Below are 20,609 nucleotides of genomic sequence, written 5' to 3'. Positions count from 1 at the left end.
CGCCGGTGTTTTATCTGGCGACCAAGGAAACGTCCTGTGTGGCGTCCTTGCCACGCAGGCTTCGACGCAGAACACCATATGCCAGCATCGCATTGATCGCATCCGTCCCGAGCCAGCGACGGAACGGTTTCAGTGCGATGTAAACCGGTCGAATAACCCGCACAATATGAGACAGCGGTTTCATTTGCGGCGCGGTCATGCCGGTTACCACGAGATATGCCCGCCATCCGGCACGCAAAAGATCAGGACGACGTTTGAAGCCGCGCTGGATGGAAAACAGAAACAGAAGGACGTCGCGCGCCTGCGCATCGGGCAATGGCATGCGTTTGTTGGGGTCTTCCTCGAAATCGATGAAGCCGACCCTGCCATCATCACGAATGGTCATGTTGCGCAGAAGGGGTGCGCCATGGGTAAAGCCGCTGATGTGCAAATCGGCCAAGGCGGCCCCGGCCTTGGCAATCAGTTCGGCAACACGGTCTTCATCCCCAGCCTTGACCGCATCGCTGATTACGGTTTGCAAGATCGCCCCGTTATCGCCAATAGCGATCCAGTTATCGGCGACTTCGAGAAGATCAGGCACCAGAACATCTGCACGGTTCAGGGCATGAAGGATTTCAGCCTCGCTTGCCAGACCGGCCTTGCCGCCTGGCGACACCGTCGGGCGCAACATCGGTATCCGCGTCAGGGTTGCGACAAAACGCTGCAGGCGGTGCCAGCCCTTTTCCTTTGGTGGGACAGCCTGTTTGATCCAGATACGCCGTCCTTTCCACCGCAATGGAAAAACCCGTGCGCCAACACCTTGGGCAATCGTCTGTTCCACGATATCGTGGAGTTGCTCTGTCATTTTTTTATCTTATATGTCGTTTTTCGTGGCCTGCATTCCTGCAAGCCCTGTCAGTATCAGTTAAGTTACGTTGCTGCGGCTTGCCGCACCTGCCCGGGCATGCTAGCAACAGCCCGGAAAGATCAAGATATCCATGATGCCTCATCCATATAGATAGTGTCGGACTGACACAATCGGAAATGGCGTCGCACGACCGGGAAGAATTCATTGCCAAAGCATTCGTTAGATCACACGACAGAACATTGGAACACATTGCCAATGATCAAACGCATCGTTAAGGATGCGGTTGCCCCCTATTTCGGCAAGATTGTTCTGGCTTTGGTTTGCATGGCGCTTATGGCGGCGGCAACCGGCGGCTATGCCTATCTGATGGACCCGGTGATTAACGAGGTCTTCGTCAAAAAGAACCCGGCGATGCTGGTCCCTGTCGGGGTTGCCGTCCTTGCAGCCTTCGCGCTGAAAGGCTTTGCCAATTATGGGCAATCGGTTCTGATGAGCTATGTCGGCGGTCGTATTCTTGCCGATATTCAGAACAAGCTTTACGAGCATGTCATCCGGCTTGATATCGGATTTTTCCACAGCACCAACACCGGCAAACTGATCACGCGCTTTACCAGTGATATCACCGCAATGCGTGCGGCCGTTTCCGTATCGCTGACCGGTTTTGGCAAGGACTTTTTGACCGCCATCGTTCTGATTGGCGTCATGTTCTATCAGGATTGGCAGCTTGCCATCATTGCGTTCACGGTGTTTCCCGCCGCCATCCTGCCGATTGCACGGCTGGGTCGGCGGATGCGCAAGGTTTCAGCCAATACGCAACAGCAGATCGGTGAATTCGCAACCCTTCTGGAACAGACTTTTCAGGGTGTCCGTCATGTCAAAGCCTATGGCATGGAACCCTATGAATGTTCACGAATGGAAAAGCTTGTCGAAACCGTTTTCGATCTGAGCTTCAAGGCCCAGAAAGTCAGCGCGCGTTCGTCCCCCATCATGGAAACACTCGGCGGGGCCGCAATCACGACGATCATCATCTATGGCGGCAGCCGCGTCATTGACGGGGCAAGCGACCCGGGCAGTTTCTTTTCGTTCATTACGGCCCTGCTGCTGGCATATGAACCGGTCAAGCGCCTTGCAAATATCAATATCAACCTGCAGGCCGGTCTTGCAGCATCCCAGCGCGTGTTTACCGTTCTTGATATCGAACCGGAAATTCGCGATGCCGATGATGCCAAAACGCTTGAGGTCAAGGGCGGCGCCATCCAGTTCAAGGATGTCGCGTTTTCCTATAATGATGAAACGACCGCATTACACGATATCAGCCTTGATATCGAAGCCGGTCAGACGATCGCACTTGTCGGGCCCTCGGGTGCCGGTAAATCGACGATCCTGAACCTGATCCCGCGGTTTTACGACATCAATGCAGGTGCGATCACCATTGACGGCCAAGATATTCGCGATGTGACACTGGAAAGCCTGCGTTCGGCAACCGCACTGGTCAGTCAGGAAATCACGCTGTTCGATGATACGGTCCGATCCAACATCGCCTATGGCCGGTTTGGTGCGACCGACGCCGAAATCGAAGAAGCCGCCCGCCACGCGGCAGCGCATGATTTCATCCTGCAGCTTGAAAACGGTTATGACACCATTGTCGGAGAACATGGTGTGAAGCTTTCGGGCGGGCAGCGCCAGCGTATTGCGATTGCGCGGGCAATGTTGAAAAATGCCCCGATCCTGCTTCTGGACGAGGCGACGTCGGCCCTTGATACGGAATCGGAACGCCATATTCAGGGTGCCCTGACCGAGTTGATGAAGGGGCGCACAACGCTTGTTATTGCGCATCGCCTGTCGACAATTATTGATGCCGACAAAATTTGCGTTATTCAGAACGGACGCGTCACGGAACAGGGACGTCATGAAGAATTGCTTGCACTGGGAGGGGCTTACGCCAATCTCTATAATCTGCAATTCTCGGAAGAAACCGAAAATCAGGCCTAAAACATTCGGGATAAACTGGCGTGCAGTTGCATAAGCGGATCATAAAAAGCGATCAGGCGCGTAGCACTTTGTGCTGGCTTGCGGCAGCCTATATCCGGTTCGTCCGGCTCACCGGTCGCTGGCACACGGAAGGCGGGGATCATCCTGCCCATTTCCTGACGGAAGGCAAACCCTTTATCGTGGCTTTCTGGCATCAGCGTTTGCTGATGATGCCCTATACATGGCGTTCGGTTGCCGGTGACCGCCCGTTTAACATGCTGATTTCATCGCATCGCGATGGTGAAATCATTTCCCGCACCATTGGTCATTTCGGGATTGCCACGATTGCAGGGTCAACCGGGCAGGGCAAAGGCGGTGCGGCAGCGTTGCGGCGCATTCTGAAGGCGCTGAAATCCGGTGAAGTCGTCGGCATGACCCCGGATGGACCGCGTGGACCGCGCATGCGGATTTCGGATGGCATTGTGCAGGCGGCAAAGCTTGCAGGCGTTCCGATTTTCCCGCTGACCTATTCGGCATCAAACCGGCGCGTCTTTGGCAGTTGGGACCGGTTCGTGCTGCCGCTTCCGTTTTCAAAAGGCGTTTTTAGCTGGGGCGATCCGATCCATATCGGACGGGATCTGGATGATGCCGGGCTGGAGGAAAAGCGGCTGGAGCTGGAAGCAGCCTTGACCAGGCTGACACAGCAAAGCGACCGCAAGCTTGGCCTTGACGTGATTGAGCCCGCCGGACCGGATGAACTTCCCAAACAGAAGCGTTCGGCCATGGCAGCGGCAGAGCAGGAAAGCGCCAAATGAGCCTGTTTTACGCCTATCGCGTGGCGACACGGCTTTTGGGTCCGGTACTTGGCATTTATCTGCAACGGCGCAAAAAACGCGGCAAGGAAGATGCAGGACGGATCGGTGAACGGTTCGGTCATGCCAGTGCATTGCGCCCGAAGGGGAAGCTCGTCTGGATACATGGTGCCAGTGTTGGCGAATCCCTGTCGTCCCTGCCGGTGATTGATGCCATTCGTGCGCGTTTTCCCGAAACCTCGATCCTTGTCACCACCGGCACCGTTACGTCGGCGGCAATGATGTATCAGCGCCTTCCGGAAGGGGTGATCCATCAGTTCATCCCCATTGATCGTCAGGTTTGCGTTGCGCGTTTTCTGCATCACTGGAAACCGGATGCGGCTCTTTGGCTTGAAAGTGATTTCTGGCCCAATATTCTGACCAAGGCCAAGAAGGCAGGCACCAGACTGGCACTGCTTAATGGCCGCATTTCGGCCAGAAGCTTTAAAAGCTATTCACGATTTCCATCCTTTATCACGCCGGTCATTTCCGCATTTGACCTGATCCTGACGCAAGGAAGCAAGGAAACCGAACGGTTCGTTTCCCTTGGCGGGAAGGATGTGCGCGCCGTCGGGAACCTGAAATTTGCAGCCCCCCCGCTGCCGGTCGAAGCCGACGCCCTAACCGAACTGCAATCGCAGATCGGCACCCGCCCGGTATGGCTTGCGGCAAGTACGTTTGAGGGCGAGGAACTGGCGTGCGCACAGGTTCATCAAGCACTTTCGCTAAAGCATGAAGGCCTTTTGACAGTTATTGTTCCCCGCCATCCGGATCGTGCTGATGAAATCGAGGCGGATCTGATTGCGCAGGGATTGCGCGTTGCCCGCCGAAGCCTGGGGCACAAAATCACCGAAGATATCGACATCTATCTTGGCGATACGATGGGGGAAATGGGGCTTTATTACCGGATTGCACCGGTTTGCCTGATCGGAAAATCCCTTTGTGCGTCCGGCGGGCAAAACCCGCTTGAACCGGCACGGCTTGGATGCGCCATTCTGCATGGCCCCGATATGAGCAATTTTAGCGAGATCAGTCAGGAACTTCTTACAGCACACGCCTGCCGACCGGTTGCTGATCGTGACGACCTGACAAGGCAGATTGATATTCTTCTGACCCAACCGGAAAAGGCGAGCGCACTGGCAAATGCCGCCTTGGCATATGCCAATTCAAAGGCCGAGGTTCTCGAACGAACCATTGATGCGATCACCCCGCTTTTAACCGGGGAGGTTGCCAATGCGCGCGCCTGATTTCTGGCTGGCAGACGGCTGCATGGCCAAGGCACTGTCGCCTTTTTCCCTGCTGTGGCGCGCAGGTGCAGGCATTCGGGCGATGACAACAACCATGCGCCATCCGGGATGCAAGGTTTTCTGCGTTGGCAACTTTACCATCGGCGGTGCGGGTAAAACACCGACCGCAATCGCGCTGTATCACACGTTGCACAAAATGGGCATTCAGGCCCATTTCCTGAGCCGTGGATATGGCGGCCGGGAAACCGGCCCGCACCGTGTTGATCCGATGAAGGACACCGCAGCCGATGTCGGGGACGAGCCGCTGCTTCTGGCGCGAACGGCGCCGGCATGGATTTCGCGGGACCGGGGTATGGGCGCCGAAACGGCCAGAAATGCCGGGGCAGAGGCCATCATTCTGGATGACGGACTGCAAAATCCATCGTTAATCAAGGATTGCAGCTTTGCGGTTGTCGACAGCGTTTTCGGGATTGGAAACGGTCGCGTCATTCCCGCAGGCCCGATGCGCGAAACCCTTGAACAGGGATTGGCCAAAGTTCGTGCGATCATTCTGATCGGCGATGGCAATCCGCCGTTCCTGAAAAACCTGCCCGCGTCGGTTCCGGTTTTGCGCGCCCGCATTGTTCCCTGCAATGGCGCCGAATTTGCCGGACGCAGGGTTCTCGCCTTTGCGGGGATTGCCCGCCCGGCCAAATTCCATGATAGTCTGCGCGCAGTCGGTGCCGATATTGTTGCGACCGTCGACTTTGCGGATCATCATCCGTTCCGTGCGTCCGAATTGGCGGAGTTGCATCAAAAAGCCAAGGCGTTGAATGCCGATTTGGTCACGACAGAAAAAGACTTGATGCGCTTGCCTGCCGGGCGGCGGAACGGCATAAGCACCCTTGATATTGGGCTGGAATTCGAAGCCCCGGACCAGCTGGAGAAAATAATTACGGCGGTGTTGTCCGATGCCTGAACGCAGTGCCTTTTATCAAGCACGACAGAAATATATTTCCCACCCGTTGCAGGGATTGGGAGCCTATTTTCTGTTTGGCTTTTTCCGGATCATGCCGATTGATCTTGCATCAAAGATCGGTGGCAGCCTTTTACGCACGATTGGCCCGAAGCTTGGTCAAAGCAAGAAAGCCCGAAACAATCTGGTTAAGGCCTTTCCGGAGAAATCGGCAGCAGAAATCGAAACCATCATAACCGATATGTGGGAAAATCTCGGTCGCAGTGTCGCGGAAATCCCCCATCTTCCAAATCTCGTTTGCGGCAGCTCCCGCCTTGAAATTGTGGGCCTTGAAAACGGTCTGGTGACCAAGTCCGATAACAAACCGGGCCTGTTCTTTACCGGCCATATCGGAAACTGGGAAGTTTCGACCAAAATCGGCGATGCGCTTGATATGGATATGATGACCATTTACCGCGCACCGGATAACCCTTGGGTCGACAAACTTTTCAAAAGTGTCCGCAGGGGATTTCGCGGTGAACTGGTGCCAAAGGGATCGAAGGGTGCCCGAAAATTTGCATCCTTCCTGAAACGGGGTGGCCATGCGGCGATGCTGGTTGATCAAAAGCTCAATAACGGGATTGCCGTACCCTTCTTTGGCCGCGATGCAATGACGGCACCAGCCTTGGCACAGTTCGCACTTCGTTATGAATGCCCTGTCATTCCGATCAGGGTGGAACGGCTTAAAGGTGCCTATTTCCGGATGACGTTTTATCCGGACATACAGATCAGCAAAACCGATGATCCAAAGGCAGATACGTTGCGCATCATGACCGATGTTAACGCGATCATGGAAAGCTGGATCCGCGAACGGCCCGCACAATGGTTGTGGCTTCACAAACGCTGGCCGAACTGATCATCGTTAATCGCACCCGGCATTAACCGAATGGGAACACCCTTGCAGCAGACTGGTGGATACCTCTCCACCTTGTCCGGGGGAAGTTCCCTTTTGCTGCGTTTCGTCGTCCCGCTTTTTCTGATTTTTGTTGGTTCAATGTTTGCCGTCTGGCCGTCATTCGCGCTGGAAGGTGATGTTGGCAAGATAGAAAGCAGTTCAAAGAATGTGCGGATACGGATTGCCGAACTTGATCAGCAATTGCAGACACATCTGCGAGAAGCCGTTGAAAAGTTCGGGGATCGCCAGATCGAGTGCGGCAAGAGTGCCGAGAAAAAGCCGCTGTCTGATTGCATCGCCGAAGACGGTGATGATCTGACCCAAACCAGACTTTCAATCGCCCGCACCAAAGATGGCGACGTGAAAGACGGCCCGCTTGACGAGCTCGCCGCGACCGAAGAACGCTTTGCGATGTTCATCGAACGCATGAACAAAACCAACGATCTTCTATCACGTGCCGGGGCAACGATGTATCGAACGAGTTTCGATATCACACCGGAAATGGATCAGCTTCGCCGACAGGTTATCGCCTATGTCGAACGCAAACAGGAATATGATCTGCGCCTCAATCAGGCCATGTTGATCGCTGGTGTAACGCTTGTTCTGATCGCTATTTTCGCGATGATCTTTTTCGCCACACGTCGCATTCGGGGAAATTAGGATCAGCATCCTTTGTTGCAGGACAAATTGCATTGATAATGCGATCAATCCCCTTTACCGAGTGGCGTAAGAGCTATCGCCCGAGGAAACCATAATGACACAGGCCTACTGGCAGGACATTCTGGTCGCATTGCGCCAGATCATCCGCGCAACCGATCTGCATTCCAAAAGGATGATGAAAGCCTGTGGCCTGACCATCCCGCAGGTGATGGTCCTGCGCGCGATTGACGAATTGCAGAACGTTACGGTGCGCCGCATTTCCAATCATGTGTCACTTAGCCAGGCAACGGTTACCACAATCCTGAACCGCCTTGAACAGCGCGGGCTGGCAGAACGCCGACGCAGCACCACGGACAAGCGTGTGGTCAATACGGTTCTGACAGATGCAGGTCAGAACGTATTAAAAGCAGCCCCCACCATGCTGCACGAAGAATTCATATCGCAGTTCGATGCCCTGCCAGATTGGGAAAAGACGCAGCTTTTGTCATCCATGCAGCGGGTTGCCACCATGATGAATGCGGAAAATATAGATGCGGCTCCGTTGCTTGACGTCCGCCCCGCGGACGAAATTCCGCGTTAAGGTGGTTCAAGCCAGATTACAGATCAGCAATCACCACTTGGTGGCCATTGCGTCTGGCATCCCCCACCGCATTGAATTTTTTCCCGCCGTGACTGACCTTGGCGGCGTGAACACCGCCAAAGAACATATCCTCCGTATCCCAGCGTTGCTGGTCTTCAAGGCTAAGATCGTCCAGAAGCGATCCGTCAAATCCCGGTTCGACAGACAAAAGACTGTCTTCGACATGAAGCCGCGGTGCCGCCACCGCCCCATGCAGGGTCATGTCATAGGCATCGATATTCAGCATCACCTGCAACATGGTCGAACGAATGCGGTTTGACCCGCCAGACCCAAGTGCAATCGCATCACCATTGCCCGCCAGATACAGGGCCGGGGTCATCATCGATGTCATCCGCACACCGCATGGCCAGTGATGGAACCCGTCGGGTGACAGATCCGCCTCGCCCAGCATGTTATTAAGCATGATACCAGTCCCCGGCACCATGCGCCCGGAACAGGACCCGTTTGAAATCGTCGCCGCAGCAAGATTGCCATCGCCATCAACCACGGAAATATGGGTCGTGCCATTCTGGCTAAGCGGGCGTTCGCCAATCATAGACCGGTAGGATTCGCAAAATTCGTCGGCAAGGATCGCCGGGCTTGCGCCATGTTCGCTGCGTGCCAGCCCGGTGGCATGAAGAATGCGCGAAATGGCTTCAAGATGACGGGCCGATCCAAATGCCCCGAGTTCAATTTCGCGCGCAAGCTTAAGCCCGAAGCCAACCAGAACCCCGCCCGACGCCGGTGGCGGGTTTAAAACAAACCGCCCGTTGCGTCCGGCGATCAATAGCGGATCACGGACCAGAACGCGGTATGCCGCCAAATCCGCCCCTGTCAGATAGCCGCCATATTCCCGGCATTCGGTCACCAGCGCATGACCAAGATCGCCGTGATAAAAACCATCAGCCCCGGTCCGCAGCAAATATTCAATGCTATCGGCCATATCTGCCTGACGAAGAATGGAGCCCTCGTCTGGCAATTCAAATCCGTCTTCGTCCTGATGCCCCGCTGCACCGAAAACGGCCCGGCTATCTTTGGAAAAAGCCATAAGCGGGGTTACGATCCCCATGACATACCGTTGAAACGCATCCAGCTTGATCCCGTCGCGTGCGGCTGTAATTGCCGGTTCGGCCAGCATCGCCATCGGCAGGGATCCAAGATCGTCATGCAGCTTGAAAATACCGGCAACCACGCCCGGTGTTGCAACCGAACCATATCCGCCGTGAAATTCCTGAGTGACACCCCCGGCAAATGTCGCAAACCGGCTTTCGAATTCAAGTTCTTCGCGCGGGCGTTTGGCAAGCGGGGTTTCGACAAAAAAATCATAAAGCCGGGGCGGTTTTCCCGCCGGGCGTGCCATGACAAACCCGCCGCCGCCCAATGATGCCAGAACCGGCTCCGCCACGCACGCCGTCCACATCGCCGCAGTGACCGCATCAAAGGCATTGCCGCCCGCCTCAAGCACATCGGCAGCCGCGCGTGCGGTGACATCATGTCCTGCGGCGACGGCTCCGTGCTTTTTCATGGCAGAGGTTCCTTATTGTTTATTCGTCATCAATTGCTGGCCTTCACCTTCGCGGCCTTTTGTGCATCTTCCATCGGCGGCACAAGCAGGGCGGCGTCAACACGGGCATCCCCGACATTGATCCGCCAATCCAGATGCGGTCCGGTTGCCCGGCCACTTGCCCCGACCTTGGCAATCGGATCACCCTGCCGAACGACATCGCCGACTTTCACATCGATTTCCGACAGATGCAAAAAGGCCGAAACCATGCCAAGCCCGTGATCAATAAACAGGGTCGCCCCGGAAAAATACATATCGGGATGCGCCAGCGTCACAATCCCGTCCGCCGGGGCCACGACCTGTGTGCCGGTGGGAACGGCAATATCCACCCCCCAATGCGGGGCGCGCGGTTCACCATTCAAGATGCGTTGCGATCCATAGACACCGCTGATCGGGCCCAGAACCGGCCAGATAAAGCCGTTCTTGTAAAATTCCTGCGTAAACCGTTCGACGCGGGCTTCGCGGGCCTGACGCGAGTCATCCCTGATCCGTTCCATGACCTCCGGGTCCGGCGTCACCATCTTGGGCGGCAGGCCATCAATCCGCTGGATATCGAATTCACGATCACCGATGTCATAGGCATATTCTTCGACTGCCCCATCAGCCTTGCGCAGTGTCAGCTTCGCCGGCCCCTCGTAATCGCGCGGGAAGCCAAGGATAAACGCCCCGTCCGGGCCAATCGTATCAATCGCCTTGCCATCCAGAAGGATGCTGCTTCCGGGTTCGGCCTGACCGAACACGATGCCGCCCTGAACAAACTGGCCCTGATAGGTCGGCTCGGCCGCGATTGCCCCAACGCATGACGCCATCAAACCGGTTGCCGCCAAAAACATCTTCATTGCGAAACGCATTACAGAAGGCTCCCTTGCCTGTCGTCATCTTTGGGGGCCGGGTCTTTTTTCCGGGCCGGTTTCGGTTTGGCAGCCGATTTCGGCGCGACCGTGGCAACCGGTGCCGCCTCGGATGCTCCAGAGGAATACGTCCCTGCTGTTACATCGGCACGTCCATCCTGCATTTCCAGAATGTAACCCTGCCCGGCAATTAAATCCGATGCTTTGCCAATCAAACCTTCATCCGCACCGCGCACCACGGCAAAGCCGCGTTTGAGAACATTGCGATACGAATAGCTTTCCAAAAGACGATCATACCGCGCCAGTCCTTCGGCTTCGCGGTTCAGGATATTTTTAACCGCCGCCTGCATCCGACCGGCCAGATCATCGATCTGTTTGCGGTCGCGTGTGATATCGCGTCTGGCATTTGCCGGGCGAAGTCCGGCGGCGGCCTGATCAAGACGTGCCTTTTGCATCTGGATGGCGGATTTGATCGCCCCATCCAGTCGCAGACCGGCATTTTCCAATCGCCCGCGTTTTTCTGAAAGCTGTTCACGCGGGCTAACCAACCGTGCCCCGGCTTCGTTCAGGCGTGCGCGCGCCTGCTGCAAGACACTGCCTGCCGCACGAGGCAGCCGGTCGGCCCAGTTATCAAGGGTCTGGCTGCGTTCCTCAAGCATCCGGCGCGGATCGCCAAGACCACGCGCAAGACTTTCAAGGGCGGTGCGTTTTTCCACACCAAGCCGACGGACCGCCTGCGTCAGACGAAGCCCGTCTTCCTCGACCTGAGCAATCAAATCAAGCCGCACCGGAACGGCCTTTTCCGCCGCCCCCGTCGGAGTAGGCGCACGCAGGTCCGACACGAAATCAATCAGGGTGGTATCGGTTTCATGACCGACTGCGGAAATCACCGGAATGTCGGATTCCGCCACCGCGCGGGCAATGATTTCCTCGTTAAATGCCCAAAGGTCTTCCAACGACCCGCCACCGCGCGCAACAATCAGGACGTCGGGACGCGGAATATTGCCATAGGGCAAAAGATCATTGAAACCGCGCACGGCCTGCGCGACCTGTTCGGCGGCACCGGTTCCCTGTACCAATACGGGCCATAACAGAACCCGGCGCGGGAAACGTTCGCGCAAACGATGCATGATATCGCGGATCACCGCCCCGGTCGGGGATGTTACAATCCCGATGACATCGGGCAGGAACGGGATCGGCTTTTTGCGATCCGCATCAAACAGTCCTTCGGCGGCAAGTTTCTTTTTGCGTTCTTCCAGAAGTTTCAGAAGCGCACCTTCGCCGGCAACCTCCATCGTTTCGATGACAATCTGGTATTTTGATCGCCCAGGGAATGTCGTCAATCTGCCGGTTACAATGACTTCCATGCCGTCTTCGGGTGCGATGCCAAGCTTGGATGCCTGCCCGCGCCAGCAAACACCGTCCAGCACCGCCTGATCGTCTTTGAGGGCCAGATACATGTGACCGCTGCTTGCGCGCTTGAAGCCGGAAATCTCGCCGCGCACACGCACAAACGAAAACGCATCCTCGACCGTGCGTTTAAGCGCATTGGAAAGATCGGAGACCGAAAATTCCGGTAGATTTCCCGGTTTCGCGGGTTCTTCGGGCATGGGGGCGAACGGGTCGAACAAATCTTGCGTCATCAAGGGCACTTTATGCTAAAAGCCCGCATAAATTTTCAAGCGGGATGGGGTGCAAGCCTAGTTCATCCCGTCTGGACCATCAAGCAGTCGGACACGTAATCGAGGTTAAAATCATGAAGGTTCTGGTCGTTGGCGGTGGCGGACGTGAACATGCATTGTGCTGGGCAATTGCCAAAAGCCCGCGACTGACCAAGCTTTGGTGTGCGCCGGGCAATGCCGGGATTGCCGATTCAGCAGAATGTATCGCCATTTCAGATAGCGACATTGACGGGCTTGTGAAATTTGCCACCGACAATGCGGTCGATCTGGTGGTGGTTGGCCCCGAGGCCCCGCTGGTCGCGGGCCTTGTCGATGCGCTGGATGCGGCTGGCATCAAATCGTTTGGCTGTTCGAAGGCGGCGGCACAGCTTGAAGGCTCCAAGGGTTTCATGAAGGACATGGTGGCAAAGTTTGGCGTCCCGTCCGCGGCCTATGGCCGTTTCACCACGCCCGACGATGCGCGGGCCTTTGTTGAAAAGCACGGTGCGCCGATTGTTGTCAAAACCGACGGGCTTGCCGCGGGCAAGGGTGTGACGATCTGCCAGACAGTTGACGAAGCCCTTGCCGCGATTGACGAATGCATGGTTGGTGGCAAATTCGGCGATGCCGGTGCGGAGCTGGTGATCGAGGAATTCATGACCGGCGAAGAAGCATCTTTCTTTGCGGTTTGTGACGGTGAAAACGTCATTCCGCTAATTGCCGCACAGGATCACAAGGCCGTCGGCGAGGGCGATACCGGCCCGAATACCGGTGGTATGGGTGCCTATTCCCCCGCCCCGGTCTTTACGCAGTCGGTTGAGGACAAGGTCATGGAACAGATCATTGTTCCGACCGTCAAGGGCATGGCCGCCGAAGGCCATCCGTTCAAGGGCGTCCTGTTTGCCGGTCTGATGATTGACGATGCGGGCAATCCGAAACTGATCGAATACAACATCCGTTTTGGCGATCCGGAATGCCAGGTTCTGATGACGCGTCTGAAATCGGATGTGCTTGATATCCTTGATGGGGCGGCAACCGGAAAACTCGATACCGTCAAACCCGAATGGCATGACGAAACCGCCATGGTCGTTGTCATGGCCGCCAAGGGGTATCCGGGCAGCTACGACAAAGGCACCGAGATCAGAAACGTGGCCGATGCCGATGCGATGGACAAGGTCAAGGTCCTGCATGCGGGCACGAAAATGGATGGTGACAAACTGACCGCGACGGGGGGGCGTGTTCTTGGCGTTACCGCACGTGGCACGTCGGTGACCGAGGCGCAGAAACGCGCCTATGAAGCGGTTGATGCCATTGACTGGCCGGGTGGTTTTTGCCGTCGTGATATCGGCTGGCGCGCGATTGCCCGCGAACAGAAGTAAGCCTTTGAATTGGAAAAGACCGGGTCATGCAGCCCGGTCTTTTTTCATGCCTGCGTGATAGCGCACCGCGCATTGCCCGTTAGGGCCATGTTCGATGGTGGCATCCACACCGAACACATCGCGCAGATTTTGGGTCGTCAGAATATCGGCAGGACTGCCGATCCCCACCAGTTCCCCGTCACGCATCATGGCAATCCGGTCGCAATACATCGCGGCATGGTTCAGATCGTGCAAGGCCGCCACCACGGTCACCGGTAATTCACGCACCAGTTCCAGCAATCCAAGCTGATGACGGATATCCAGATGGTTTGTCGGTTCATCCAGCAGAAGGAATTTTGGTTCCTGCGCCAGCGCACGCGCGATATGGACCCGCTGCTTTTCACCGCCCGAAAGCGTATGCCAGAACCGGTCGGCCAGATGGGTCATATCAACATCGCCGAGCGCACGTTCCACAATCGCATCATCGCGTTCCGACCAAGGCGACAGCATGCTGAGATAAGGTGTGCGTCCAAGTGCCACCGCCTCGCGCGCGGTCAGGCGGTCCGTGGTGTCGGCCTGCTGTTCGACAAAGCCGATCTGCCGGGCCAGTTTGCGACGGCCATGCTTTTTCATGTCCTGCCCTGCCAGCATCGCACGCCCCTGATCAGGTGGACGAATACCGGCCAAAACCGACATCAAACTGGTTTTTCCCGACCCATTTGGCCCGATCAGGCCCAGAAACTCGCCCGGTTCAACCCGGATCGAGACATTTTTGATGATCTTGCGAAAACCGGCAGACCAGACGATATCGCGCAGTTCCAGGGTCATCGCAAAATCCTTCCGTGACACAGGATCAGGGCAAAGGCCGGGGCCCCGACAAGGGCGGTAATCACCCCGATTGGCAAAACCTGCCCCGGAACGATCACGCGTGAAATCACATCGGCACAGACCAGAAACAGTGCGCCAATCAATGCCGATAGCGGTAATAGCAGCCCATGGCGCGTTCCGACAAAAAAGCGCGCCGCATGCGGGATCACCAAACCGACAAAACCGATGGAACCAACGATACTGACCATTACCGCCGTCATCATCGCGGCTGCGGCAATCAGGATCGCATAAACCCGCCTGACCGGCACACCAAGCGATGCGGCGGATTCACGACCAAACGTAAAGGCATCAAGTGCGCGTGCATGCCAAAGACACACGACAAGCCCGACAAGAGCCACGGGTAAAGCCAGCCACACATCGGGCCAGCGCACGCCGCTAAGATTGCCCAGAAGCCAGAACATGATGCCGCGCGCCTGCTCGGCACTGGCCGATTTGGTGACGATAAAGGATGTCAGGGCATTGAACATCTGCGATCCGGCAATCCCGGCCAGAATGATCGCACCCGTACCGCGCCCGGCCTGTAACGCCAGAAGGGTCACAAAGGCGAATGCCGCCACTGCGCCGATAAATGCACCAAGTGACAGCGAAAGCATCCCGGCCCCAAGACCTAGGATCACGATGCTGACCGCACCGGTCGATGCCCCGGCCGAAATGCCGAGCAGATAGGGATCGGCAAGACTGTTGCGCAAAAGCGCCTGCAGGACCGCACCGGAAACGGCCAAGGCCGCCCCGCAACTTGCGGCAACGATGGCGCGGCTCAGCCGATAGTTCCAGATTATACCGGCATCAATCGCATCCACCGGATACCCGGCATCCCACAAATGATTGGCAATCGTATTGATCACCGTGCCCACCGGGATCGCTGTTTCGCCCACCGATGCGGCAACCGCCAGAACCGCTGCCAGCAACATCAGCGCGGCAAATGCCACGCTGATGCGTTTGATGAAAACAGGGCTGGAAATGATATTCCCGATCATTGGCCCGATCACTGGGTTGCCTCGAACGCCTCGATTGCCTTGGCCAGCGTTTCAATGCCGTCGATTGTCCGCATGGTCGGGTTCATCGACTGGGCATCCATGACGACGATATTTCCGCTTTTGACCGCATTCATCTGACGGGTTACCGGATCGGATTTCAGGAACTGCATTTTAAGTTCCCAGTCATCGGCCGGAAAACGACGACGATCCATTTTGCCAATCACAATGATATCGGGATTGGTCCGTACGATGGTTTCCCACCCGGCTGTGGGCCATTCATCATCACTGTCGATGACATTCTCCACACCAAGGATCGACATGACATAGGCCGGTGCGCCTTTCTGCCCGGCAACAAACGGATCAACATCGATTTCAGCACTGGAGAACCAGAACAGTGCCGAAATTCCCTTGCCATTCACGGCGGCGACTTTTTCGCGCGCAGCCTGTTCGCGGGCTTTGAAATCGGCAATCAGATCTGCGCCGCGTTCCTCGACATCGAAGATTTTCGAAAGGTCGGCTATCCCCTGATAGATCTGATCCATCGAAAAGGCATCAATCCGCGTTCCGTCACCGCCCGTGGTGTTGTCCTTACCGACGCAATCGGCTGGTGCGGTATAGACCGGGATTGAAAGTTCGGCAAACTGGTCAATCGTTCCGACCTTGCCATTCGGGCCGATATGCCATTGGAACTGGGTTGCGACCATATCGGGTTTCTGGCCGACCACACTTTCAAAGCTGGGATCGTTGTCGGCCAGACGCGGAATGGTGGCGTTGACGTCGCGAAACTGTTCCTGCACCGGGCCAAGCCATACGGCCGTTCCGACCACCCTGTCGGCCAGTCCCAGAAGATAAAGCAGTTCAGTGCTGCTTTGGCCAAGCGATACGACACGGTTCGGAGCCTGATCAAAGGTCAGGGTTCGACCACAATTTTCCAGTGTGAGCGGATATTCCGTGGCAGATGCGTATTGCGCGAAAGAAGCCAGTCCTGCAGCAAACACCCCGACTGCAAGAACCTTTTTGTTCAGTTCAATCACTTTGCGTCCTTTCATGGATATGCTGATCGGGAATTTCATTTCCCGACCGGACATACCAAACCAATAAATGTTATGTTATAACATAACATCAAAGCTACTATGGTCAAGGGACTGGCTAAAGTGCTGAAAAATGGCGGGAAATGCCGGAATCCAAGGGCGGTCCAATGGCTTTCAGCCCGCCCGGAACGGTGACATATACCGACATCCTCCGGGGCACCCCGCCCGGTCCGTCGTATTTATGTCAGCAGGTCTCCTGGCTCGCGGGTCGTTGTGTTTTCCTGCCTTCCCGGGAAATATCCCAGTGGCTTTCAGAAGGAAACACTCACCGCCTACAGTTGCGGGGGCAGCTTCGGTTAACCGTCTTCACGGACGGCTTCGAATTCCCTTTATCCTTATCGGATACTGACATCTATCGGTGTCACATAGTCACGAAGGCCGGTCAAGCCAATTGCGAATAAATCGCAATGATTACAATTTTCAATAGGCGTTCGCCGCCGCCGTGCCATCGCCGCCCAGCCGCCCAAGGATCGCCGAGACATCGCGCATCGGTGGCGCGCCAAACATGCGGGCATATTCACGGCTGAATTGTGATGCGCTTTCATATCCGACTTCATAGGCCGCTGTTGCCGCATCCTTCATTTCGGTCAGCATCATCTGGCGCGCCATCGTCAGGCGAAGGCGTTTCTGATACTGAAGCGGGCTCATGGAGGTTACCTGCTTGAAATGATGATGGAAGGAAGACGGGCTCATATTCGCCTGTGCCGCCAGATCATCGACCCGAAGCGGTGCGGCAAAATCGTCCTTCATAAGGCGGATGATCTTGGAAATGCGCTGCATGTTGCTGCCGCCCATGCCGATTTGCGCAATCCTGGCACCCTGAAGGCCGCGCAGAAGGCGATAATGCACCTCGCGCAGAAGCATCGGCGCCATCACCGAAATATCGTCTTTCTCATCACACAGGCGCAACAGGCGCATCACAGCATCCAGCAAGGTATCGCTGGCGTTATCGACATGAAGCCCGCAATCGCTTTCGGATGCCGAGCCGACCTGAAGATCAATCTGGGTGACAAGATCGCCCAACATCTGACCATCAAGTTCAATCGACAAACTGCGATACGGAAGTGCTGCACTGGCATTTGTCACACAGCCGACAATCGGCAGGTCGACCGACGCCACCAGATACTTTCCGGGCGCGTAACTGAAAACCGCCTCGCCCAGAGTGACCTCTTTGGCACCTGACGCGATAATGCAAAGGCATGGCTTGTAGATTGTCGGAACTTTCATCGACGGCCCGGTCGCACGATACAGATGCACCGCCTTTACCGGCGTCTCGGCAACACCTTCGCCTTCGCAGTATCTGTCAATCAGTTCAGACATCTCTTCAAACACAGGCATCGCCAAACTCCTTTATTTCCCTAATATGAACTATAGCAACCAGAACCATCCTGAAAAGCGGTTTTCACCCTGCCTGGAGAATCAGGCAATTGATCAAGAGTTCTGTGTATTCATCAGGCCACCATTTGCAATCACAGTAAGCGCCATGATCCAGACAAGGAGGATGTCATGTCGCTTATGTCCAACAATGTTGAAAACAAGGTTGTCGTCATTACCGGTGCCAGCAGCGGAATTGGCGAGGCCACGGCAAAACTTCTGGCCGAAAACGGTGCAAAGGTCGTTCTTGCGGCCCGACGCACGGCAAAGCTTCATTCCATCGTCGCCGAAATCGAGGCCGAAGGCGGCACCGCCACATGTCGCGCGGTTGATGTCACCGATGCCGACGACGTCGAAGCACTGATCTATTTCGCCAAAAACACCTATGGCCGCGTTGATGTGATCTTCAACAATGCCGGTGTCATGCCCCTGTCGCCGCTTGCCGAACTGAAAATTGACGAGTGGAACAAGATGATCGACGTCAATATTCGCGGCGTCCTGAATGGCATTGCCGCCGGCCTGCCATTGTTCAAGGAACAGGGTAGCGGCCACATCATCAATACCGCATCCATTGGCGCACATCTGGTATCCCCGACTGCAGCCGTTTACTGCGCCACGAAATATGCCGTCTGGGCGATTTCCGATGGCCTGCGTCAGGAAAGCCGCGATATCCGCGTCACCACCATTTCGCCGGGCGTTACCGAAACAGAACTTGGCAACGACATTACCGATGACAATGCCAAAGGGTTTCTCGGTGAACTGCGCAAAACCGCACTCAGCCCGATTTCCATTGCATGGTCGGTGCTTTACGCAATCGCCCAGCCCGAAAGCGTCGATGTCAACGAGATCATCGTGCGCCCGACCGCATCGGCATATTGACCCGTAACGCCCAAGGAGGCACGCATGGCACGTCATATGTTTGCGTCTTCTATCGCCAGTCTTCTGATGCTGTTTTCCAGCACCGCCACCGCACAGGAGGAAACCGTCATGTCCGGAACCACATCGAACGACCCGCATCCCTATGTTGGCATGTGGGTCACGGCTGATGGCAATATCCGTCAGGAATTGCTGGCCAACGGACGTTATGACGAGGCGCGCGGCAATCGCCCGTCTGCCTATCAGGGACGTTATGAAATTTCCGGCAATCATATCGATTACTGGGATGATACCGGCTTTACCGCCGACGGATATTTCGAAGACGGTGTTCTGTATCACGCAGGAATGGTGATGTATCGCCAGCCCATACAATAGCATTCAGGCTTTAAAACCCCGCTGCACCGGTTAACCCCGGCGCAGAACCCGCAAGGAACGGTATCGAATGGATGCCGTTCCTTTTTTCATTTTCATGCGCGAAAACTTTGCCAATAATCAGGTCGCTGTAACGGGCACATTGCCAGTCACGACATTCCGTTCATCAGCCGTGGCAAAGGTAAACAGATCAATCGGTTCGGAAAGTCCGCGAACATCCATCTGCCCGATCTTGCGAAAATCTTCTGCGGTCAGATACTGTGCCGTCGTTGCAGAAATCAGAACGTCGGTTCCCAGTTCCTTGTTCATCACTTCCAATCGGGCCGCCATATTTACCGTATCGCCATGCACGGTATAGTTCTGACGCCCACCCCCACCGACACTGCCGGCAATCACCGTCCCGGTGCATATCCCGATACGCGTACGCACATGAATCCCGGCGAAATCCCGACTTTGCACAAGATCGGAAATCTCGCGTGCGGCCCGCACGGCACATCTGGCATGGTCGGCATCCTCGACCGGAACATTGAAAGTCGCCAGTACCGCATCGCCCTGAAACTGGGTAATCACACCATGATGACGGGTAATGATCTGTGACACTGCATCGAAATAGGTATTGAGAACCTCGACAATACCTTTTGGACCGATGGTTTCGGTCAGCTTGGTGAAATCGGCCAGATCGGCAAACAGGATGGTTGCCTCACGCTCGACCGGGGCCAGCGATCCGCGTTTGGAAATCAGCACTTCGGCAATGGCGGGCGGCACATATTGTCCGAAAATATCGGAAATGGCACTACGTTCCTGTTCCGCCTTGATCTGGCGGCGCACCGTATGGCGCGCACGCCACATGACCAGACCAATCAGAATGGCAACAACAACCAGCGAGAGGGCTTCCTGTGCGCGGCTCCAGGCACCGATAAAATCGGGGCTGAAGAAATAGGTCATAAAAGTCTGGGTATCGGGAGATGTGCCGATATCCTGCCAGTCATAGGTCTTATCCATATCGCGGATGGCATAAAGAAACGCACCAAGCCACCCGGCCGCCCCGCACATACCGGCCCATAAAACAAGGCCGGGCGAAAAACTGAACGCCGCAACACCAACAACGATAAAATAGAATGGGAAGATCGGCGTGCGGAAAATCACCGCCTGGGGCAGATCGACATTGTCAAATACCGGTTGGGTCGCAATCAGAAGCGACAGGAACCCGATATCAAGTGCAATGAACAGATACTTGATCCAGTTCCGGTCATAGGATGATCCGATAATCCGGTAATGGATGATGCCAAACCCGGCAAAGACACCAAGCGCAATCAGATATTCAATGGCACGTAACGGGTCACCCGACCGCGACGCCACAAGCCAGACCCCCATCAGGATCAGCGCGACCAGACGCCCCTTGATCGCCAGTCGCAGACCGTTCTGTTCCGCCTGATGGAAAATGGCTGTCTGCCCGGGCTTTCCCATAACGGTTTGCTGCATGAACATGCCTTTCTGCGATGGCGACCTCGCC

19 protein-coding genes and 1 riboswitch are annotated in these 20,609 nt (G+C 55.9%); of the genes, 10 read left to right on the top strand and 9 right to left on the bottom strand.

The annotated features are described in order from the left end of the window. Positions 1–10: 10 nt before the first annotated feature. Positions 11–844: a BUD32 family EKC/KEOPS complex subunit gene (locus TH3_RS22210; RefSeq protein WP_007091219.1), complete on the bottom strand. Its 834-nt coding sequence runs from the start codon at positions 842–844 to the stop codon at positions 11–13. Positions 845–1,102: 258 nt separating this feature from the next. On the opposite strand from TH3_RS22210, the gene TH3_RS03125 reads away from it, so the two are divergent. From TH3_RS03125 to TH3_RS03095, 7 genes are all read left to right on the top strand, one after another. After that, positions 1,103–2,839: an ABC transporter ATP-binding protein gene (locus TH3_RS03125; protein WP_007091220.1), complete on the top strand. Its 1,737-nt coding sequence runs from the start codon at positions 1,103–1,105 to the stop codon at positions 2,837–2,839. Between the two features lie 20 nt (positions 2,840–2,859). Further along, positions 2,860–3,633: a lysophospholipid acyltransferase family protein gene (locus tag TH3_RS03120; protein WP_007091221.1), complete on the top strand. Its 774-nt coding sequence runs from the start codon at positions 2,860–2,862 to the stop codon at positions 3,631–3,633. Next, positions 3,630–4,916: a 3-deoxy-D-manno-octulosonic acid transferase gene (locus TH3_RS03115; RefSeq protein WP_007091222.1), complete on the top strand. Its 1,287-nt coding sequence runs from the start codon at positions 3,630–3,632 to the stop codon at positions 4,914–4,916. Before TH3_RS03120 ends, TH3_RS03115 begins: the two co-directional genes overlap by 4 nt. Continuing rightward, the gene (gene lpxK, locus TH3_RS03110; protein WP_007091223.1) at positions 4,903–5,874 is read left to right on the top strand and encodes a tetraacyldisaccharide 4'-kinase; all 972 of its coding nucleotides are present in this window, start codon (positions 4,903–4,905) and stop codon (positions 5,872–5,874) included. Before TH3_RS03115 ends, lpxK begins: the two co-directional genes overlap by 14 nt. Then, positions 5,867–6,766: an LpxL/LpxP family acyltransferase gene (locus TH3_RS03105; protein ID WP_007091224.1), complete on the top strand. Its 900-nt coding sequence runs from the start codon at positions 5,867–5,869 to the stop codon at positions 6,764–6,766. The genes lpxK and TH3_RS03105 overlap by 8 nt, the downstream gene beginning before the upstream one ends. A gap of 93 nt (positions 6,767–6,859) precedes the next feature. Then, the gene (locus TH3_RS03100) at positions 6,860–7,465 is read left to right on the top strand and encodes a hypothetical protein (protein ID WP_007091225.1); all 606 of its coding nucleotides are present in this window, start codon (positions 6,860–6,862) and stop codon (positions 7,463–7,465) included. Positions 7,466–7,559: 94 nt separating this feature from the next. Further along, positions 7,560–8,045 carry a MarR family winged helix-turn-helix transcriptional regulator gene (locus TH3_RS03095; protein WP_007091226.1) on the top strand — a complete coding sequence of 162 codons (486 nt, stop codon included), beginning with the start codon at positions 7,560–7,562 and terminating at the stop codon, positions 8,043–8,045. 16 nt (positions 8,046–8,061) lie between these two features. Here the strand turns inward: TH3_RS03095 and TH3_RS03090 are convergent, their stop codons facing one another. Genes TH3_RS03090 through xseA form a run of 3 tightly spaced genes read right to left on the bottom strand, consistent with a single transcriptional unit; the run spans position 8,062 to position 12,142 of the window. Beyond that, positions 8,062–9,609 (bottom strand): gamma-glutamyltransferase family protein, encoded by a 1,548-nt coding sequence (locus TH3_RS03090; protein WP_007091227.1) that lies wholly within the window; start codon positions 9,607–9,609, stop codon positions 8,062–8,064. Positions 9,610–9,638: 29 nt separating this feature from the next. Continuing rightward, positions 9,639–10,499: a M23 family metallopeptidase gene (locus TH3_RS03085; RefSeq protein WP_007091228.1), complete on the bottom strand. Its 861-nt coding sequence runs from the start codon at positions 10,497–10,499 to the stop codon at positions 9,639–9,641. After that, positions 10,499–12,142, bottom strand: a complete 1,644-nt coding sequence (xseA, locus tag TH3_RS03080; protein WP_007091229.1) for an exodeoxyribonuclease VII large subunit — start codon at positions 12,140–12,142, stop codon at positions 10,499–10,501. Before xseA ends, TH3_RS03085 begins: the two co-directional genes overlap by 1 nt. Before the next feature lie 113 nt (positions 12,143–12,255). Here xseA and purD point away from each other — a divergent pair, with 113 nt between their 5' ends. Beyond that, positions 12,256–13,539: a phosphoribosylamine--glycine ligase gene (gene purD, locus TH3_RS03075; RefSeq protein WP_007091230.1), complete on the top strand. Its 1,284-nt coding sequence runs from the start codon at positions 12,256–12,258 to the stop codon at positions 13,537–13,539. A 24-nt stretch (positions 13,540–13,563) separates the two neighbouring features. Here purD and TH3_RS03070 read toward each other — a convergent pair whose 3' ends face one another. The 4 genes from TH3_RS03070 to TH3_RS03055 all read right to left on the bottom strand — a co-directional run bounded on the left by TH3_RS03070 (position 13,564) and on the right by TH3_RS03055 (position 17,812). Beyond that, positions 13,564–14,346, bottom strand: a complete 783-nt coding sequence (locus TH3_RS03070; protein WP_007091231.1) for an ABC transporter ATP-binding protein — start codon at positions 14,344–14,346, stop codon at positions 13,564–13,566. Then, positions 14,343–15,383 (bottom strand): FecCD family ABC transporter permease, encoded by a 1,041-nt coding sequence (locus TH3_RS03065; RefSeq protein ID WP_052268345.1) that lies wholly within the window; start codon positions 15,381–15,383, stop codon positions 14,343–14,345. Before TH3_RS03065 ends, TH3_RS03070 begins: the two co-directional genes overlap by 4 nt. 8 nt (positions 15,384–15,391) lie before the next feature. After that, positions 15,392–16,432: an ABC transporter substrate-binding protein gene (locus TH3_RS03060; RefSeq protein ID WP_052268395.1), complete on the bottom strand. Its 1,041-nt coding sequence runs from the start codon at positions 16,430–16,432 to the stop codon at positions 15,392–15,394. A 211-nt stretch (positions 16,433–16,643) separates the two neighbouring features. Continuing rightward, positions 16,644–16,839, bottom strand: a riboswitch (cobalamin riboswitch). Positions 16,840–16,894: 55 nt separating this feature from the next. Continuing rightward, positions 16,895–17,812: an AraC family transcriptional regulator gene (locus TH3_RS03055; RefSeq protein WP_007091234.1), complete on the bottom strand. Its 918-nt coding sequence runs from the start codon at positions 17,810–17,812 to the stop codon at positions 16,895–16,897. A 168-nt stretch (positions 17,813–17,980) separates the two neighbouring features. On the opposite strand from TH3_RS03055, the gene TH3_RS03050 reads away from it, so the two are divergent. Further along, positions 17,981–18,727, top strand: coding sequence for an SDR family oxidoreductase (locus TH3_RS03050; protein WP_007091235.1), 747 nt, complete (start codon positions 17,981–17,983; stop codon positions 18,725–18,727). A gap of 24 nt (positions 18,728–18,751) precedes the next feature. Beyond that, positions 18,752–19,099, top strand: coding sequence for an Atu4866 domain-containing protein (locus TH3_RS23250; RefSeq protein WP_007091236.1), 348 nt, complete (start codon positions 18,752–18,754; stop codon positions 19,097–19,099). A 117-nt stretch (positions 19,100–19,216) separates the two neighbouring features. Here the strand turns inward: TH3_RS23250 and TH3_RS22205 are convergent, their stop codons facing one another. Further along, positions 19,217–20,578: an adenylate/guanylate cyclase domain-containing protein gene (locus TH3_RS22205; RefSeq protein ID WP_007091237.1), complete on the bottom strand. Its 1,362-nt coding sequence runs from the start codon at positions 20,576–20,578 to the stop codon at positions 19,217–19,219. Between the last annotated feature and the right edge of the window lie 31 nt (positions 20,579–20,609).

The sequence above is a fragment of the Thalassospira xiamenensis M-5 = DSM 17429 genome (genome assembly GCF_000300235.2).
GTDB lineage: Bacteria > Pseudomonadota > Alphaproteobacteria > Rhodospirillales > Thalassospiraceae > Thalassospira > Thalassospira xiamenensis.
The sequence above is the reverse complement of the archived record's forward strand: the minus strand, read 5'-3'. Positions and strand labels throughout refer to the sequence as shown.

What these genes read in the sequence shown, in the direction of transcription:
- TH3_RS22210 (WP_007091219.1), bottom strand. Translation starts at nt 844, where the DNA reads ATGACAGAGCAACTCCACGATATCGTGGAACAGACGATTGCCCAAGGT.
- TH3_RS03125 (WP_007091220.1), top strand. Translation starts at nt 1,103, where the DNA reads ATGATCAAACGCATCGTTAAGGATGCGGTTGCCCCCTATTTCGGCAAG.
- TH3_RS03115 (WP_007091222.1), top strand. Translation starts at nt 3,630, where the DNA reads ATGAGCCTGTTTTACGCCTATCGCGTGGCGACACGGCTTTTGGGTCCG.
- lpxK (WP_007091223.1), top strand. Translation starts at nt 4,903, where the DNA reads ATGCGCGCGCCTGATTTCTGGCTGGCAGACGGCTGCATGGCCAAGGCA.
- TH3_RS03105 (WP_007091224.1), top strand. Translation starts at nt 5,867, where the DNA reads ATGCCTGAACGCAGTGCCTTTTATCAAGCACGACAGAAATATATTTCC.
- TH3_RS03095 (WP_007091226.1), top strand. Translation starts at nt 7,560, where the DNA reads ATGACACAGGCCTACTGGCAGGACATTCTGGTCGCATTGCGCCAGATC.
- TH3_RS03090 (WP_007091227.1), bottom strand. Translation starts at nt 9,609, where the DNA reads ATGAAAAAGCACGGAGCCGTCGCCGCAGGACATGATGTCACCGCACGC.
- TH3_RS03085 (WP_007091228.1), bottom strand. Translation starts at nt 10,499, where the DNA reads ATGCGTTTCGCAATGAAGATGTTTTTGGCGGCAACCGGTTTGATGGCG.
- xseA (WP_007091229.1), bottom strand. Translation starts at nt 12,142, where the DNA reads ATGACGCAAGATTTGTTCGACCCGTTCGCCCCCATGCCCGAAGAACCC.
- purD (WP_007091230.1), top strand. Translation starts at nt 12,256, where the DNA reads ATGAAGGTTCTGGTCGTTGGCGGTGGCGGACGTGAACATGCATTGTGC.
- TH3_RS03070 (WP_007091231.1), bottom strand. Translation starts at nt 14,346, where the DNA reads ATGACCCTGGAACTGCGCGATATCGTCTGGTCTGCCGGTTTTCGCAAG.
- TH3_RS03065 (WP_052268345.1), bottom strand. Translation starts at nt 15,383, where the DNA reads ATGATCGGGAATATCATTTCCAGCCCTGTTTTCATCAAACGCATCAGC.
- TH3_RS03060 (WP_052268395.1), bottom strand. Translation starts at nt 16,432, where the DNA reads ATGAAAGGACGCAAAGTGATTGAACTGAACAAAAAGGTTCTTGCAGTC.
- TH3_RS03055 (WP_007091234.1), bottom strand. Translation starts at nt 17,812, where the DNA reads ATGCCTGTGTTTGAAGAGATGTCTGAACTGATTGACAGATACTGCGAA.
- TH3_RS03050 (WP_007091235.1), top strand. Translation starts at nt 17,981, where the DNA reads ATGTCGCTTATGTCCAACAATGTTGAAAACAAGGTTGTCGTCATTACC.
- TH3_RS23250 (WP_007091236.1), top strand. Translation starts at nt 18,752, where the DNA reads ATGGCACGTCATATGTTTGCGTCTTCTATCGCCAGTCTTCTGATGCTG.
- TH3_RS22205 (WP_007091237.1), bottom strand. Translation starts at nt 20,578, where the DNA reads ATGCAGCAAACCGTTATGGGAAAGCCCGGGCAGACAGCCATTTTCCAT.